Here is a 17,671-nt window from a genome sequence, read left to right on the forward strand (position 1 = left end):
AGTTTATTCTCCTTTATCATTTAAAACGTAAATTCCACGTAAATTCCGGTATTTCTGAGCAAAGTCCAGACCATAACCAATTACGAATTTATCAGGAATTTTGAAGCCAATATAATCAATTTTCACGTCAAATTTCAGGCTTCCGGGCTTCACTAGAAGTGAGACGACCTTCATGCTATTCGGGCTTTTTTCGGAAAAAAGTTCCTCGATATACTTGATTGAAAGTCCAGTATCAACAATATCTTCAACAATGATAATGTCCCGGTCATTCACTTCACAATTGAGCTCTTTGAGCAGCTTCACATTTCCGGATGAGATTTTTGCATCACCGTAACTCGAAAGCTTGAAGAAATCAATTTCGCAATCGATGTTCAGATATCTAATCAGATCGGACATAAAAAGAAATGAACCATTTAATACACCAATGAAGACAGGCAGAGTCGATTTATAATCTGAAGAAATCTGTTCCGCAAGCTCTTTAATTCTGTTTTGAATCTGCATTTCGGTCAGAAGCGGGACAAACTCATCTTTGCCTATCACAAGTTTTTCAGGTGAAGTCATTTTTTTGATAAAGTTAGTTTAAGAATCTTTTTTGTTTTCGGAGTTACCTTAAATCTCTCGTCAATGCGAAGACCAATTACCCAGACAATTTTTCCTAAGCTTGTTAAAACAAGATGATCTTTCTTTTCTGCGGATGATGTTTTTATATCTGAAAGAAAATCAGAAATTTTTTTTCTGCCTTTCATACCAAACGGCTGAAACTTATCACCGGCTTTCCATTTTCTAATTTCAAACTTTTCTTTCAATCCATCGCCGGAAATAAACTCAACTAATTTGTTGCTGGTGAACTTAATCATTTTCCTGTTTACTTCTTCAATTGAAATTATTTTTCCGTTAAGCTCAACTTCCTGTCCGATAGTCATAACAACTGGAGTATTTTTCTTCGTGATGAGTTTTCTTCCGATAACCAATTCATCTCTTTCCCTGAATGCAGATACTTTTTCTTTTAGATGGATTGATTTTCCGGTTTGCGACCTAATCAGATTCAGAAGATCGTTTATGTTCTTTGAGGATAACTCAATATTGAAATTTTCTTCAATAACATATTTAAAGAAGATTCCAAGAAAACTTTTATCACGTTTTGAAATTGCCTTTAGATTAATTCGAAGATCTTCCTTAATATTCTTCACAGCAGTTTTGCTCAACCTTTTTACTTCATTATCAACGAACGCACTTATTTCAGAAATTATTTTAGATGTGCTGCTGACTTTCTGTTCAAGGTGAGGATTAATTTTTCTTTTCAGTTTTGGAATGATTTCGTTCCGTAGAAAATTTCTTTCATATTCAGATTCAAGATTACTTTCATCCAGCCGGAAAGTAATTTTATTATGATGAAGATATTTTCTGATCTCATCTGCACTGATGCAAATAATCGGACGAATAATATTTTCTCTTCTCAAAGGAATGCCGGACAATCCCTTTAATCCCGCACCTTTAAATAAATTCAGAAGTATAGTTTCAACCTTATCGCTTGCGTTGTGCGCAGTTGCAATTTTATTGCAGCCAAGTTTAACGGCAGCTTTTTGTAATTCCTGATAACGGATTTTTCTTGCAGCTTCCTCGATTGATAATTTCGATTGCTTTGCATTTGCTTTCACATCTTTTGAAACACTTACAAACGGTACATTATTTTTCGCACAAAAATCTTTGCTGAATTTCTCATCGGCGTCAGCGGATTTACCGCGAAGTTTATGATTCAAATGGAATGCAGCTAATTCAATTCGGAATCGTTTTTTAAATTTCAGTAGAAATGAGAGAAGGAAAACAGAATCTGCCCCACCGCTTAGAGCAACAAGAATTTTATCACCTGGTTCAATCAGATGATTTTCATCAATAAACCTGAGCGCTTTTTGTTCGATGGTTTTTGTCATTAATGTGGAAATGAATTGAACTCACAATCTTATGTAAATAGAATTTTCAAAGATTTTTAATATTTACGTCATTCCAGCGATCCGGCAATTGCCGGAGAGTCCGGAATCTGATTCGATATATTGTCAGATTCTGGGCAACCTGCCTGTCGGACAGGCAGGGAAAGAACGACAAAACACTTTTAACGATTAATAATCTTGAAAATTCAACTTATTTCTAAAATCTGATAATCAAGTATACCTGCAGGTGCCTGAATTTTAACTTTATCACCGGCTTTAGTGCCGAGCAAACCTTTTCCTACAGGCGAAGTGATGGAAATTTTTCCTTCCTGGAAATCCGCTTCTTCGGGAGAGACGAGCAGGTAATCAAATGTTTTTCCGTTCTTCAGGTTTTTGATTTTTACCCTGGACAGAATGTGGACTTTTCCTTCTTCGAATTGTGAAGGATCAATTTCTCGCGCACGTGAAAGCATATCTTCCATCTTTGCAATCTTCAGCTCGAATAAACCTTGTTCTTCTTTTGCGGCATCGTATTCAGCATTTTCAGAAAGATCACCGTGGGCACGGGCTTCAGCAATTTTTTCAGCCATTGCTTTCCTGCCGTTGGTTTTCATTTCTTTTAATTCTTTTTCAATCTCGACAATTCTTTCCCGTGTGAGATATACAAAGTTTCCTTCTGCCATTTCTATCCTTTTGATTTGATAAAAAAAATAGCCACCGTCCCGATTATTGAGACAGTGGCAGAACAAAATTAAGGATTTGATTTTATGAAATCAAGACACGATTATTTTAATAGTATCATTTTCTTTGTGTCAGAAAAACTGCCGCTTTCGACTTTGTAAAAGTAAACGCCACTGTTCAGATTGCTTGCATCAAATTCTACTTTGTGCTTGCCAGCTTCAACCTGTCCGTTTACAAGTGTTGCAACTTCATTCCCGAGAACATCGTAAACCTTCAGCATAACATTACCGGTCACAGGTAACTGATAACTGATCACCGTATTTGGATTGAAAGGATTCGGATAATTCTGTTCAAGACTATAACTGAATGGCTGGTTTATATCTTCAACTTCAGTAATGATCGTATTGTTTTTCAGAATCCAGTTACCGGGATCAAATACAATTGACCCCGGATTTCCAACAACCTGGAATTGAAAATTCTGAGTCTGCGCATTGTTAAACAAAGTAACGGTTGTATCTCCGAGAGTAGTATTAATCCTGATCTGCACAGGCATTGTAAAGAAAGAAGGATTTGAATTTACAGCCTGGTTAATATTCAGTGAAATATTATAAATATCACCGCTTACAAATGATTTATTCCAGCCCACGGAATAAGTCGGTTCATTTTCACCATAAACCCATTCCTGGAAGAAATAATTTAAACTCTGACCATAAACACTTTCAGCAATTGCCTGGAAGTCTTCAGTTGTCGCAACACCATAAGATACTGACGGATCAGAACTATAAGCTCTCATAATATCAAAGAAAGTTGAATCACCGACGACACCTCTCAGCATATGAAGAACGCAACCGCCTTTAGCGTAAGTTCTGTTCCCATCAAAAATTTCCCATTCATCTTCGATATTCTGAACCCATAAAGTTCCCTGAGCGTTTCTTGCTGCATTCATATCTCCGATAATTTGGGTATTGTATGCTGCCTTTCCGCTTTTTGCTTCGACATAAACTGCTTCGGAGTAAGTTGCAAAGCCTTCATTAAGCCAGATGTTATGCCAGTCAGCGCAGGTAATCATATCACCGTACCACTGGTGAGCAAGTTCGTGAGAAATAACTCCCGATCCCCAGAAACCCATTGAAGTACAGGTTTGATGTTCCATTGCCCCGCCCCATTGAAATTCTGCGTGTCCATATTTTTCCTGGATGAAAGGATACTCACCATACCGCTGAGCAAATACTTCTATCATCTCGTCGGTTTCATCTACAAATGGTTTTACGTAATTAAAATTTTCAGGATAGATAAAATTCGTTATTACCATCGAATCTGATTGTCCGTAATGGTAGTAAGTATCGTACTGTGTATAGTTTGTGATTGCGAGAGAAATCAGGTAGTTGGCAATCGTGTAATGATTTTTCCAGTGATATGTGTGAGTGCCGTTTCCATTGTTCACAATACTCTCAAGCGAACCATTGGAAACAGGAACTAAGTTATCAGCAACTGTAATCCAAACATCTGATGAATCGGCTTTGTCGCCGGGAGTATCTTTCTGCGGCCACCAGTACGGACCGCTGTAAGATTCACTTAAAGATCCTATTACAGGTGTGCCTTGATGTGTTCCAAAGAAGAATCCGCCGAAACCAGTACCGTCGGGAACACCGCGATAATATACTTTCAGAGTAAAGGGTTCTCCCTGAGTATAAGTATGATCTAATGTAATATTAATTTTATTATTAGAATGTGTGTATTGTGCAGTAGTATTGTTTAATAATACCGAATCAACAATAAGAAAGCTTCTCAGATCGAGGAAGCAGTTGTTGAGTGAAGATGTATCCGACTTTACACCAATAGTTACATTTCCAGAAATATAGTTTGGGTTGTAGGTTACCTTTAAGTCCAGTCCGTAGTAAGTGACATCAATTTTGGTATCGCCCGGATACATAACTTTTGCCATTTGAATTGATCGTGAGTGTCTTTCCCTTTCGCTTTTAATCCAGGGTCTGTAATTTTCCTGAGCGATAAGAAGAGAAGATAACAAAAGAACAACAGTGAAGATTTGTTTGAACATTTTATTCCCGCTTTTTAAAAATAATTGTGAAGCCAAAAATAAGTGATAATCAGTCAATTCAAACACCGATTCTTTACCGAATGTCAGAAGTTGACGATTACCATCGAAGGAAGAGGCTTTCGCAATAATTTCGTTGTCATTCCGTGCTTGACACGGAATCCAGGAAAAACTTTGGTATTGGATTCCGGTTCTTCGCTTCGCTTGACCGGAATGACATACAGTATTTATTATAATTTACCGTTTAAAGACTATGACTTTTTAAATTATAATAAACCTGGCAATAATTAAGCTTGCTAATTGACAAACAAATTTGCGCTAGGTATTTTGCCAACAGTTTAATTCAAATTATAATTTATTAATCAGGAGAATCAATGCGATTAAAACTTTCCGTCAAAAGCCTTTCATATTTTTTGATAAGCATATTTATGATTTCCACAACTGCAGTAAATGCTCAGCAGAGCTTTTCCGAATTGTGGGATGATATTTCTGAAACAGGATTAGTTACGAATGGAACACGATATATTATTCCGGAATCATACAGAACACTTGAACTTGATTTGCAGAGTCTATTAGCTGCTCTGGCTCAAGTTCCACAAGAGAGTTCAACAAGTGTAAGTAACTCAGGATTTTTGCTAAGCTTACCATTGCCCGATAATTCATTCGCAACTTTCAGAGTTGTTGAATCGCCTGTCATGGAAGAAGAGCTTGCAGTTAAATATCCGCAGATAAAAACTTTTCTTGGACAAGGAACTGGTAAAGATTCTGATGCACGGGTTCGTTTTGATATCACACCGGCAGGATTTCACGCAATAATTTTTTCTACTGAAGGCACAGTTTATATAGATCCATATTCACTTGGAGAAACACGTTATTACATTTCTTATTATAAGAAAAATCATATCCCAACAGAAGAAAGATTAAGTCTTGAATGCACACTTTTAGGAGCTGATTCAGAATTTGGTGATCATATCAGACAATTAGTTGCAGAAAATCCTTTTGTAATGACTGGTCCCCAATTGAGAACTTACCGGACTGCAATTGCAACTACAGGTGAATATACAATTTTTCACGGCGGTACCGTTCCACAGGGATTGGCTGCTGTTGTTACTGCTCTAAATCGTGTTACAGGAGTTTATGAAAATGATTTTGCTGTAAGAATGATACTCATTGCAAATAACGATCTTATCATTTACACAAATCCTACTACTGATCCATATACCAATAATGATGGATTTGCAATGCTCTCTCAAAATCAAACCAATCTCGATGCAGTTATTGGAAGTGCAAATTATGATATTGGACACGTGTTCAGTACCGGCGGTGGTGGTGTTGCTTATTTAGGTGTTGTATGTGCAGGAGGATTTAAAGCAAGAGGAGTAACCGGTTTACCGCAGCCAATCGGAGATCCGTTTTACATAGATTACGTTGCTCACGAAATGGGACATCAGTACGGTGGAAACCATTCATTCAACGGAAGCGCAGGAGCGTGCAGCGGTGGAAACAGAAATGCTTCGACAGCTTATGAACCGGGAAGCGGAAGTACAATTATGGCTTATGCAGGAATCTGTTCACCGCAAAATCTTCAGAACAACAGTGATGATTATTTTCATAATATTAATTTTGTGGAGATTGTGAACTATACAACAGTTGGAAACGGAAATTTCTGTCCGGTCATAACCAATACAGGAAACGGTGAACCAACCGTTACAGTTCCTGCTGGAGGATTTACAATTCCAATCAGCACCCCGTTTATGCTGACAGGTTCAGCAATAGATCCAGATGGTGATCCACTAACTTATTGCTGGGAAGAATTTGATCTCGGACCTGCAGGACATCCGAATTCACCTTCAGGCAATGCACCGATATTCAGATCTTTCGACCCGGTTGATGTTCCTTACAGATATTTCCCGAAACTTTCAAACATATTAAGTAATACACAGACTATCGGAGAAATTCTACCAACGTATACTCGCACGCTGACTTTCAGATTAACCGTTCGTGATAACCGAGCTGGTGGTGGTGGAGTAAATTATGCTCAGATGCAGGCGATAAATGTTACAAATACAGCTGGACCTTTCCTTGTCACACAGCCAAACACAAATGTTAACTGGCTTGGTAATACAGTGAACACTGTAACCTGGGATGTTGCTAATACTAGCGTTGCGCCTGTTAATGTAACTCAAGTAAATATCTTGCTTTCAACTGACGGCGGAAATAATTTTACTGAAGTTCTCGCAGCAAATACTGCAAACGATGGCTCAGAGGATATTTTCCTTCCGAATATTCCGACAACACAGGCAAGAATAAAAGTAGAAGCCGTTGGCAACGTTTTCTTTGATCTTTCAAATACAAATTTTACGATTGAAGATTTTATTCCGGTTGAACTGACTGCATTCTTTGCGTTGAATACTCAGAATGGAATACTTCTTAAATGGACAACTGCCACAGAAAACAACAACTCAGGATTTTCTATTGAGCGAAGCACAGATAAAATTAATTTCCATGAAGTTGTTTTTGTAAACGGAAAAGGAACAACAACAGAAGTCAACGATTATGAATATGTTGATAATATCAATATAGCAGGAACATATTATTACAGGTTGAAGCAAGTTGATTTTGATGGCTCGTTCACTTATTCAAATATAGTTGAAGCTGAAGTTGAAGGACCGCAGGTGTTCAATCTTTCGCAGAACTATCCAAATCCATTCAATCCATCTACGATGATCAAGTTCTCACTGCCGGTTGATTCCCGTGTGGCAATTGAATTGTTCAACACATTGGGTGAAAAAGTTGACGAGCTGACAAACAGAGACTATAGTATCGGAAATCACGAAATAAACTTTGATGCATCTGATCTTTCGAACGGAATTTATTATTACACAATCAGCGCTAATGGTGTTGATGGCAGTTCGTTCGTTTCAACGAAGAAGATGGTTTTAATCAAGTAAGAAAACCTCACCCTGTTTCCCTCTCCTTGCTAAGGAGAGGGACTAAGGGAGAGGTCAGTAGAAGCGAGTTAATCACTTACCTTTTTATTTCCTTCAATATTTTAACTCAATCCACTTCCTGAATTCTGCAGATTCTTTTAAAATCGCAGAAGCGGCAAACTTTAGCTTCCCGGTTTTGAAGTGTTGAAAGATGAAATTTACCTCGTGAAATATCTCCGGTGAATTTATCAACCATTTCCAGACAAATTTTTATCATTTCTTCGGCAGAGGAAATGTTCTCTTCAGTGTTTTCCGTTTTAGATCTTTTTGATTTCAAGTTGATATTTTTTTTGCCAAAATCACCTTCACTAAACTTTAAAGAAAATATTTGTGCACCAGCGGGTCGGTATTCGCTTTGAAGTTCACGTTTAATTAATTCTTTGGCAGCAAAAAGATACAGCGGAAGTTGCAATGAAATTCCACTGGAGAGTTCCTCAGAAGTCGGCTTTGTTCCTCCAAGTTTGTAATCAACAACCTTTAATGTTTTGTTATCTCTGTTGATATCGATCCTGTCTATTTTGCCTCTCAGTTTTATTTTGCCTGTACTTATTGCTTCTTTGGATTTTTCGGGACTTCCCTCCTCTTTACGAACATCTCCAAAGCTCATTTCAAAAAATTCAGGTACGTAGCCGCCGTCACTTTTTCTTTCCTCTTCCAAAAATTTATACAGAATAGATTCTCTTTTGATACCATTGATGCCGAGAAGCTTCTCCCGCTCATAAAAAGAAACTTCAGGATTAAGCTGGAGCTTATCAAATCTGCTTTCCGCTATTTTAAAGAGAAGCACTTCTGCTTTTTTAAAGTCTTCTTCAGAACAATTGAACAATGCAATCCCATTTTTCTTCAATGCCGAATAAAATTCATAAAGAATTGAATGAATAAGACTGCCGTACTCAAATGCTTCAAGCTCTTCCACAGGTTCAACTACAGTTTCGAGCTTGAGAATATTCTCGACAAAATATTTATAAGGACACTTTGCATAATTCTCAAGCTGAGTTGCAGAGAATTCAGCTTCTGTTACTTCTGTCAGTTTCTTTTTGACTTCTTCATTTATTTCAGGTGAGATAAATCCTGTGTACTCGGATTCACCAAACGGATCTTCAAATCTTCTCCTGTCAATTTTTATTTCATTATCAATTGCCGTTATATCTAATCCCGTTTCATCAGCAAGGCTTAGTTTTATTCTTTCTTCTTCGGGGAGAGTTCCAATAAATTGAAGCAGCTCTTCTTTTGAATAAATTTCATTTTTAAAATCATCACTGCTGATCAATCTTGATTCAAACAACGAATTAAAATCCTGCAGGAAACTTGACTGGACAAGTTCTCTTTTGCCATCCGTCTGTGGATAACTCAGATATAATTTTTTCTTCCAGGTACACAAAGCCTGGTAAAATAAATATCGCTGCTCAACCTGATGGCGAATTTCCTCTCTTGCAAAAGAACCTGAGAAAAATATTTCAGGTGTAAATCGTGTCGGCAGATCGCCGTCGTTCAATCCGCCGATAAAAAGATGATCAAAGTTTAGTCCGCGGATTTCATTTAGTGTTGTTATTTGAACTCCGTAACCCGGTTTTTCAGAAATATTATATCTTGTAAAAGCTGCAGTGGTTCTTATCTGATTTAGATAAAAATGCAGAGAAAATTTTTCTTTACTGCCGTACTCTAGCTCAATCAGGCCGGTTATTTCATCAATCAATTTAACAAAAGAATTAAATGCGATAGTATCATACTCAACAACATCAGATGGAGCGTTGAGCAGTATTGCAGGCAAATCCAGATTGAAAATCAGCGAAAGAATATTTTCCCGGAATTCAGTCGGAGTAAGTTTTAATGCGAATGGCTTGAGCTGGCTATTTATTTTTTCAAGTTCACTAAATGCAGATTTATAATTTTTAATCTTTGTTTCAGATTTGACTGACGGATCATCTGCAGAAATCATTTCAGTGATTTTCGCATTAATTTTATTCGACCAGGTTTCGTATCCGGAAACAATTTTCAGTTCTGCTGAAATTTTAAGCAGGTTGGATACATCAACTTTCAATCCTCCCAAAAATTCACTGCTTAATGCACGGAAAATATTTTTATAGTAAAAATCGTTCTCGAGGATTTCGAGAAAACTAACCAGTGCTTTAACAGGAGGTGAAGTGCTAAGAGAAAATCGGTCGGTCAGGTTAAAAGGAATTCCATAGACATTGAACCTGTCCCTGATAATTGCAGAATAATTTCCAATCAGGTTAAAGACGACACAAATTTTTTCCGGTTCGACTTTTTCATTAACCAGCAGTTTTTTGATTTCCTTTGCAATGAGCTCAACTTCTTCTTCTCTATTTAAAGAGTTGATACAACTAATTGAATCTTTGAAGTCATGTTCCTTTTTCTCAGGAATTCTTATCGATAAATTTTCTCTAACTATGTTTAAAAACCTTGATTGAGTTGTTGGTGAAATATCTTTGACTTCTTTAAATCCTTTGGCGACAAAATTATCATGGCAGGCATTCAGATGGGAAAAGACCAGCGGGTTGTATTTGTAATAATCAAGGATAACAAAAAGTTCAACATCGGCGACACCTGAAGCAGAGTTAATAATTTCAACTTCAGGTGCAGTGAATTCATCAAATCCGTTAACTAATACATATTTGCAGCTAGAGTAATTGAAATAGAATGCATCATCAAAATATTTTTTTTCTTTACTGTTCAGAGATGAATAAACATCGCCTGCTTCCATCAAATTATTTTTCAGAAGTGTTTCCTGATAATCATTGTAAACTTCTGTCATGTCAATTGCTTTTAGTTTTTCTCCGCCAGAAAGGTTTTTAGCTTCCTGCTTAAGTCGCTCAGGAGAAATCCCGTGCCTTTTGTATTCTGAAATTACATTCTTCACTCGCTCGAGCGTACCGAATGGAATCTGGTCTCTGTATTGTGAAAAATATTTCAGGTTTGTCTTTTTGAAACTGTGATTCAGCAAAAGAATTGCAGCCTGTTCGCTTACCTGGTTAATATTGCCTTCAACTTCTGTAAGCATCTTTTCCGAAAAAGAACCGATGGTTTCTATTTTTAATCCCGAAAGCGAATTACCCGGGCTTAAAGAAATAAGATCGCGGGTCAGGTAACGGATTTTCCGTTTTGTCGGTACGATGAAAAGTACTTCATTTATTCGTCCTTCGCTCAATTTAGAATTGATTAAAAAATCAACATCGACTTTTTCTATTTTGTGTTTTGTAAGAATCATTTTGGTAGAAGTTTATAAAAAATCATTTTGTGTTGAGAATATTTAATTTAACCCAGTAATTTGCTGTTGATTCTGAAAAAAGGTTGATTATTTTAGAATCAGAAATTTAAGATAATATGCACCGTTTAATATTTTTAATATTGTTCATAATTCCAACTACTTTTCTGTTTTCACAGGAAATTGGAGAACTCGTATCATCAAAGCCGCCTTTGAATTTTCCGAATAATGCTCTTGGATTCGATTTGCTCATCGGTGAAAGCGGGTTTGGCTTTGGCGGATTTTACAGAAGACAAATCAGTACAAATTTAACTGTGTTCGGTGATGTTTCCATTTCAGAAGCTAAAGATGAAAGAGAAGTCGAATACATCGATATTTACGGACAGACATTTACTTTTGGTAAACAAAACCGAGTATTCCAGATTCCGTTTACAATCGGTGCACAGTACAGATTTTTCGAAAAAGAATTAACCGATAATTTGCGTCCTTATATTAGTGCTGGCATTGGACCGACAATCGCATTAACAACTCCATACGCTGAAGAATTTTTCAGAGCCTTTTCGTACGCACAACCTCATTATGCTGTCGGAGGTTATGTTGGATTTGGAGCTAATTTTGGTCTGGATCAAAAAAATCTTATCGGTATTAACATGCGTTATTACTACACACAATTCCTCGATGAAGGTGTGGAAATTCTCAAAGGCAGATACAAAAGCTATCTTGGAGGTTTCTTCATCACGATCAACTTCGGCTTTATGTATTAAATTTTTTTCAGCTTTTTACTTCTTCCATTTAATCGTACATCCAATAGTAAAAGTTTCGGGAACAGAAATTTCCTTGCCGGCTAAAAGCTCGTCGAGTGCGTTTCTTAAATAATGATTTTGAACTTTACCTGGTTCCTGCCAGTTATCGTCAATCTTTCCGTGGAAAGCAAGTTTTCTTGCTTTATCAAAAAGAAATATTTCCGGTGTGTGAGTGGCATCATAAGCTCGGGCTGCTGATTGGTCTTCATCCCTCAAATACGGAAAATTAAATTTCTGTTCATTGGATCTCTTTTTCATGTTATCAAAGCTGTCTTCGGGATACCCTCTATCTTCATTTGAGTTGATTGCAACAACAGCTACTCCTCTATCACGATAGTCATTCTGAATTTGCTTGATTCTTCCTTCATAAGCCTGAACATATGGACAATGATTGCAGCTGAAAATAATTATCACCGCTTGTTTATCTGAAAAAGATTGTTGTGAATAATTTTTGCCATCAACACCGATCAAATTAAAATCAGGTGCTTGTGAACCAATCTTAAGAGTGTTCGTTGCCATATAAAAACTCCCTTCTGATTTTAGTAAATAACACTGCTAATAATTAAATTAAAATCGTTATGAAAAAATCTCTTTTAACACAGCGTAATAATTCGTTCCATTTAATATTCTTTATCATTTTATTTTCAGGACACATTATGGCACAGGAAAAACAGATTGCCTGGGATCTTTATCATTCGTACGAAAGTTTCAACGAAAAAAGTTTGATCAACAGACGATTTAAACATTCGGACATTGTTCCGTTAATCGAACAACTGAAAAATAAAAATATTTTTAAGGTTGATAAAGCCGGAAAGTCTATTGAAGGAAGAGATATTTATGTAGTTTCATTGGGAACAGGTAAAACGAAAGTCTTTCTATGGTCGCAGATGCATGGGGATGAACCAACAGCGACCGCAGCGTTATTTGATATGTTTAATTTTTTTAATGATGATCATTCATTCGCTGATTTTAAGAAATATTTACTCTCACATCTGACTATTTACATAATACCGATGTTAAATCCTGACGGTGCAGAACTTTTCCAGAGAAGAAATATTGTTGAGATTGATTTGAATCGTGATGTCATAAGACAGCAAACCAACGAAATGAAAATATTGAAAACAGTTTTTGATAACATTAAGCCCGACTTTGGTTTTAATCTGCACGATCAGGGCAGAGATTATTCCGCCGGAATTTCTTTTAATCCCGCATCGATATCATTTCTTGCTCCTTCCCCGGATTACGATAAAAGTCTGACCGAGCCAAGAGAAGAAGCAATGAAACTTATCGGAAACTTATTCAATATTTTGAATGAATTCATCCCAGGTCATATTGCAAAGTACTCAGATGATTACGAACCGAGAGCAGTCGGAGATAATTTCACAAAATGGGGAGCGAGTGTTGTTTTACTGGAAAGCGGCGGTTGGCGCGGTGACCGCGAGAAGCAATTTCTTCGGAAAATTAACTACATAACAATTTTATCTGCACTTAACAGCATTGCAAGTCAAACTTACAACACAACCGAATTAAGTGCGTATGAAGCAATTCCGCAGAATGAAAAATTTATGATGGATGTAATTCTCAGAAACCTTCAGGTTAAAAAAGATGAAATTGAATATACCATCGACATCGGGATAAACTTCGAAGAAAAAAATATTAATGGTGCAAAAGATTTTTATCTCGAAGCAGAGATTGCAGATATTGGAGATCTTTCCGTATTTAGTGGTTATGAAGAGTTTGACTTTTCCGGTCATTCCGTTGAACCGGGAAAAACAAAAAAAAATATTTTTCATTCGTTGGATGAACTGAAAAAAACCGATCCGGCTCAACTCTATCAGGAAGGGTATACAAATGTAATTCTGAAGAATGATAATTTTCATGGTGAATATTCACATTTACCTTTCAATATTTTTTTGAGTGAAAAAAACATCTCGGAGGTTTCCATCAAAACAGAAGAACCAGCTAACTTAATTATAAAAAAAGATGGGAAAGTCAGATACGCAATTGTGAATGGATTCATTATTGACGTTAATAATATCGAAAACTGGAATGGTAATTCTATTGTTTATGAAAAGTAACAGGCTGATTTAATATGCGTTCGAAATATTTAAAGGATCGGTTTAATACAAGCAAAGAAGAACTTCAGAGACTCGGAAATGAATTTACAAACAATGCACTGCCATTAGTAGATAAGCTTTACAATTTAACTTACTGGATTTTGCTGGATATTAGATCAACAAAAAAAATAATTCAGCAGGTATTTAAAGAAACTATCGAAGACTGCGATATCACAAAAAATGAAGCTGACTGGCAAAGCTGGATCGAAAGAATCTGGATGCGTGAGATACTTGAATACTATTCAGAAAAAGAAAATGATAGAAACACTGATTTTGGTTTCATCGAAAACTTTGAGACAGAAATTAATTCCGCTCGAACTTTGCTTAGCTCTGATTCAGCTTCAAAAAGAATTATGGAATTGCTACAAAAACTTCCGGCTGTATTGCGAATCCCACTGATGATGAGAGAAATTGCGCAATTTAATTATGAAAAAATTTCTGATTTAATTGATGTGCCTGTTGGTGTCGTTGCCACACGTATTCACCGTGCAAGAAAGTTACTATACCTTTTTCTACTTAATAATTTCAATTATGAAGCTGAGAAAAGGAACTGGTCAGACGCAAAATCTTCTAAGTCAATTTTTGAATTAAGAAAATGTTCCTTAATGATTGATGAAGAGCTATCGGATGATGAAAAGATTACATTTGAGGAATTAAGGAAGAAAAGCATCATTCCGGAAACTGAACTTTTCATTCAGAGTGAAATAAAGGAGTTGCTTCTTACTTTAACAAAGCAAACTTATGACGTCCATTCGATTATGCGAAAAATCACAAAAAAAGCTTCAAAAAAATTTAACATCAGCTAAAAGTGACACTACAGTTTGTAAGAGATACAAATTCAATATTCCATCAATATTAACAGTTTTCAAAGAAAATATTTAATCATTAACTGCGAAACTATTTTATAATCCCGAAAATTTGACTATCGGATGGGTTAAGCTTAAATTTGTAGCCTGAATTAATTAAGAGTTGAGTATGGCTAGGATAAAAAACATAGAGGCATTTTGTAATTCGTGCGGTTCTGTTCAAAAAATGGAAATAACGAGCAGTGTAACCGGCGAGGAATCCGAGTATAAAAAATGGGCAAAATGCAAATCCTGTAAGCAGGTAATGATAGTAGACATTAGCGATATTTTGAAAAGCAACAGCGCTTCCCTTGAAGGTATCGAAAATCAAGATTGTAAAAAATATTCTCCGCTGAGCACATTTGAGATTGGAGAAACGATTTATCACGAGAATTGGGACGATTTCGGTAGAGTTCTTTCAAAAGAAACTCTCTCTAACGGAAAAAGCTCAATTTCTGTGGAATTTCAAAAATCAGGTTTAAAAAAATTAATCGAATCACTAAATAACCAAGAAGCGAGGTGAAATAATTTGGTTGGCATTTCTATTGGAGAAAATGAATCCATTGATAAAGCATTAAGACGTTTTAAGAAGAAATATGAAAGGTCAGGAGTTCTTAAAGAGTATAAGAAACGTACTTTTTTCGTAAAGCCTTCTGTGAAGAAACGTATGGAAAAAATCAAAGCCGCCCGTCGCTTCCAGCGAACTGATGAATATTGATTTTGAAACCCCTCTTCGAGGGGTTTTTTATTACCTAAGATGCAGAACAGGTTCTATTACTGCAGGTTCTTTTTCTTTTGAATAATATTTTTTAAGATGTTTTATAACTGAATCGTATGCTTCATCAATTGTATCGCACATCGAAAATACATTTAAATCAGATTTGCTTATCATTCCCATCTCAACCAATGCATCGAAATTTAATATTTTGCTCCAGTACTTTCTGTCATAAATAATTACAGCAAGTTTCTTCCTTACTTTGGCAGTCTGGACTAGCGTTAATATTTCAAATAGTTCATCCATCGTTCCGAAACCACCAGGAAAAATAACCAGTGCTTTTGAGAGATACGCAAACCAGAATTTTCGCATAAAGAAATAATGAAATTCAAAACTCAAATCGGGTGTAACATAGTTGTTAACAAATTGTTCGAATGGTATGCTGATATTCAAACCGATTGAATATCCACCGGCTTTCTTTGCACCTTTATTTGCGGCTTCCATAATGCCGGGTCCACCGCCTGTACATATTATAAATCTGTTTGCTGTGGTTTCGAGATTCAACGACCATTCAGTTAATCTTCTGGACAGTTCAACTGCATCTTCGTAGTACCTTGACATATCAAGATACAACTGTGCTTCCCGCAGCTGCTTTGCAAAGTTTTCGGTTTGTTTTGGATTGGAATTCTTGATTTTGTTATAATCTTTCAGTGCATCTCTGCGCGACTTAAGACGAGCGGAACCAAAAAATACGATGGTGTCCATCACTTTATATTTTTTGAACTTGCTTTTAGGCTGAAGATATTCCGTAAGAATTCTGATGGATCTTCCATCAGAAGAATTGAGAAAATCAATGTCCTGGTACGCTTTGACTGTTTTACTCATTTTACCTTTTGAAATAATTTGATAGTTAAATATTGAATGTTTACGAACGGGATTATTTATTTGTAGGTAATAATTATTTCCGTTTTTGACGAAGGAAATATAAACATATTGTATATTATCCACATTTAAATTTGATAAATATTACTACCAGGGCTTAATGTATTCTTACATAAAATTAGTTTTAATTCTTCTATGTTTTTCAAAACCACACGCTGAAACTCCGGATAGAATAATTCAGCAATTAAATGACATGATTCAAGAAGTACCGGCAAGCACCAAAATGGCAATCATGATCTATGACCCGCTGACTCAGGATACTTTGGTAAGCATTAATCATACATCGTCAATGATTCCAGCTTCTAATACGAAGTTATTTACCACAGCAACCGCTCTTGAGCTAATGGGCGGGGATTACTTAATATCAACAAAAATTTTTGCTGATGATGAAGATTTTTCTGACGGTGTATTAGATGGTAATATCTACATTAAAGGTTTTGGCAATCCCACTTTCACAACAGAAAATCTTGAAGATCTAGTTAACAAGCTTTACCAGGCAGGTCTTCGAAAAATTACAGGGAATATTTTTGGCGATGATACCTACTTCGATAATATTTATTCAAGAGATGACTGGATAAGTGAAGAAAGAGCAAATGTAAAACTCCCTCCAATATCAGCACTCGTCATTGACAGAAACAGAACAGTTGTAACAAAAAAACGCAAAGGCAGATACAGAAACTACTTTGTAAACGTTAAAGATCCACCTTCGTACGCAGCTAAAATGTTGAAAGAAAAATTAAAGGTATATGGAGTTGAAGCTGAAGGAAAGTCTCTATCTGGTAAGACACCAGATAATTCGATATTATTATTAGAATCTTCTATCGAACTTAGAGAACTAATAAAAGAAATCAATAAAAGCAGCGATAATTTTTATGCTGAATGTTTATTTAAAACTCTGGGTTCATACTACAGTGGTCAACAAGGAAATTCATTCTACTCAACACAGGCAGTACTGAATTTTATTGAAGATAACAGCATTTATTCAACAGGAACAAAAATAGTTGATGGTTCAGGTATTTCACGATTTGACCAGGTTACCGCGGGAGCAATAGTAGGTTTATTGGAGAAAGTTTATTTCAACATAGAACAATTCGACGACTTTTATAACTCTCTCAGCATAGCTGGAATCGATGGAACTCTGCATAGACGCATGATAGGAACCACTGCAGAAAATAATTTCAGGGGAAAAACCGGTACTTTGAATGGAGTGTCTTCTTTGGCTGGTTATGTCACTACTGCAGACGAAGATGACTTAATTGTCTGTATTATATTTGAGTTTGTTGAAGGAGGTGCAAGCAAGCACAAAAAAATACAGGATAGAATTGTTGAAGCATTGGCCGACTGGAAAAAATAAAGCCCTGATGAAAA

At 36.2% G+C, this 17,671-nt stretch carries 14 protein-coding genes; 7 read left to right on the forward strand and 7 right to left on the reverse strand.

The window, feature by feature from the left end; genetic code table 11:
- Window positions 1-3 precede the first annotated feature (3 nt).
- From hpt to IPM14_08425, 4 genes are all read right to left on the reverse strand, one after another.
- Entirely contained in the window at window positions 4-561 is a 558-nt protein-coding gene (gene hpt / locus IPM14_08410) for a hypoxanthine phosphoribosyltransferase (GenBank protein ID MBK9098123.1), read from the reverse strand.
- The gene (gene tilS, locus IPM14_08415) at window positions 558-1,931 is read right to left on the reverse strand and encodes a tRNA lysidine(34) synthetase TilS (GenBank protein MBK9098124.1); all 1,374 of its coding nucleotides are present in this window, start codon (window positions 1,929-1,931) and stop codon (window positions 558-560) included. Before tilS ends, hpt begins: the two co-directional genes overlap by 4 nt.
- A gap of 203 nt (window positions 1,932-2,134) precedes the next feature.
- Window positions 2,135-2,611, reverse strand: a complete 477-nt coding sequence (gene greA, locus IPM14_08420) for a transcription elongation factor GreA (GenBank protein MBK9098125.1) — start codon at window positions 2,609-2,611, stop codon at window positions 2,135-2,137.
- Window positions 2,612-2,712: 101 nt separating this feature from the next.
- Window positions 2,713-4,668 carry a T9SS type A sorting domain-containing protein gene (locus IPM14_08425; GenBank protein ID MBK9098126.1) on the reverse strand — a complete coding sequence of 652 codons (1,956 nt, stop codon included), beginning with the start codon at window positions 4,666-4,668 and terminating at the stop codon, window positions 2,713-2,715.
- A 371-nt stretch (window positions 4,669-5,039) separates the two neighbouring features.
- On the opposite strand from IPM14_08425, the gene IPM14_08430 reads away from it, so the two are divergent.
- Window positions 5,040-7,616, forward strand: a complete 2,577-nt coding sequence (locus IPM14_08430; GenBank protein ID MBK9098127.1) for a T9SS type A sorting domain-containing protein — start codon at window positions 5,040-5,042, stop codon at window positions 7,614-7,616.
- A gap of 106 nt (window positions 7,617-7,722) precedes the next feature.
- Here IPM14_08430 and IPM14_08435 read toward each other — a convergent pair whose 3' ends face one another.
- Entirely contained in the window at window positions 7,723-10,884 is a 3,162-nt protein-coding gene (locus IPM14_08435; GenBank protein MBK9098128.1) for an exodeoxyribonuclease V subunit gamma, read from the reverse strand.
- Between the two features lie 116 nt (window positions 10,885-11,000).
- On the opposite strand from IPM14_08435, the gene IPM14_08440 reads away from it, so the two are divergent.
- Window positions 11,001-11,645, forward strand: coding sequence for a hypothetical protein (locus tag IPM14_08440; protein MBK9098129.1), 645 nt, complete (start codon window positions 11,001-11,003; stop codon window positions 11,643-11,645).
- 15 nt (window positions 11,646-11,660) lie between these two features.
- Here IPM14_08440 and IPM14_08445 read toward each other — a convergent pair whose 3' ends face one another.
- A complete protein-coding gene (locus tag IPM14_08445; GenBank protein MBK9098130.1) occupies window positions 11,661-12,203 on the reverse strand; it encodes a thioredoxin family protein in 543 nt (180 codons plus the stop codon).
- A 137-nt stretch (window positions 12,204-12,340) separates the two neighbouring features.
- Here IPM14_08445 and IPM14_08450 point away from each other — a divergent pair, with 137 nt between their 5' ends.
- The 4 genes from IPM14_08450 to rpsU all read left to right on the forward strand — a co-directional run bounded on the left by IPM14_08450 (window position 12,341) and on the right by rpsU (window position 15,364).
- Window positions 12,341-13,762 (forward strand): peptidase M14, encoded by a 1,422-nt coding sequence (locus IPM14_08450; GenBank protein MBK9098131.1) that lies wholly within the window; start codon window positions 12,341-12,343, stop codon window positions 13,760-13,762.
- 14 nt (window positions 13,763-13,776) lie between these two features.
- The gene (locus IPM14_08455; protein ID MBK9098132.1) at window positions 13,777-14,607 is read left to right on the forward strand and encodes a hypothetical protein; all 831 of its coding nucleotides are present in this window, start codon (window positions 13,777-13,779) and stop codon (window positions 14,605-14,607) included.
- A gap of 169 nt (window positions 14,608-14,776) precedes the next feature.
- Window positions 14,777-15,169 carry a hypothetical protein gene (locus IPM14_08460; GenBank protein ID MBK9098133.1) on the forward strand — a complete coding sequence of 131 codons (393 nt, stop codon included), beginning with the start codon at window positions 14,777-14,779 and terminating at the stop codon, window positions 15,167-15,169.
- A gap of 6 nt (window positions 15,170-15,175) precedes the next feature.
- Window positions 15,176-15,364 (forward strand): 30S ribosomal protein S21, encoded by a 189-nt coding sequence (gene rpsU, locus IPM14_08465; protein ID MBK9098134.1) that lies wholly within the window; start codon window positions 15,176-15,178, stop codon window positions 15,362-15,364.
- 30 nt (window positions 15,365-15,394) lie between these two features.
- On the opposite strand, the gene IPM14_08470 is transcribed toward rpsU, so the two are convergent.
- Window positions 15,395-16,246, reverse strand: coding sequence for a TIGR00730 family Rossman fold protein (locus IPM14_08470; protein ID MBK9098135.1), 852 nt, complete (start codon window positions 16,244-16,246; stop codon window positions 15,395-15,397).
- Between the two features lie 157 nt (window positions 16,247-16,403).
- On the opposite strand from IPM14_08470, the gene dacB reads away from it, so the two are divergent.
- A complete protein-coding gene (dacB, locus tag IPM14_08475) occupies window positions 16,404-17,657 on the forward strand; it encodes a D-alanyl-D-alanine carboxypeptidase/D-alanyl-D-alanine-endopeptidase (GenBank protein ID MBK9098136.1) in 1,254 nt (417 codons plus the stop codon).
- Window positions 17,658-17,671 lie beyond the last annotated feature (14 nt).

This window comes from bacterium (genome assembly GCA_016716565.1).
Classification (GTDB): Bacteria; Bacteroidota; Ignavibacteria; order Ignavibacteriales; family Ignavibacteriaceae; genus IGN2.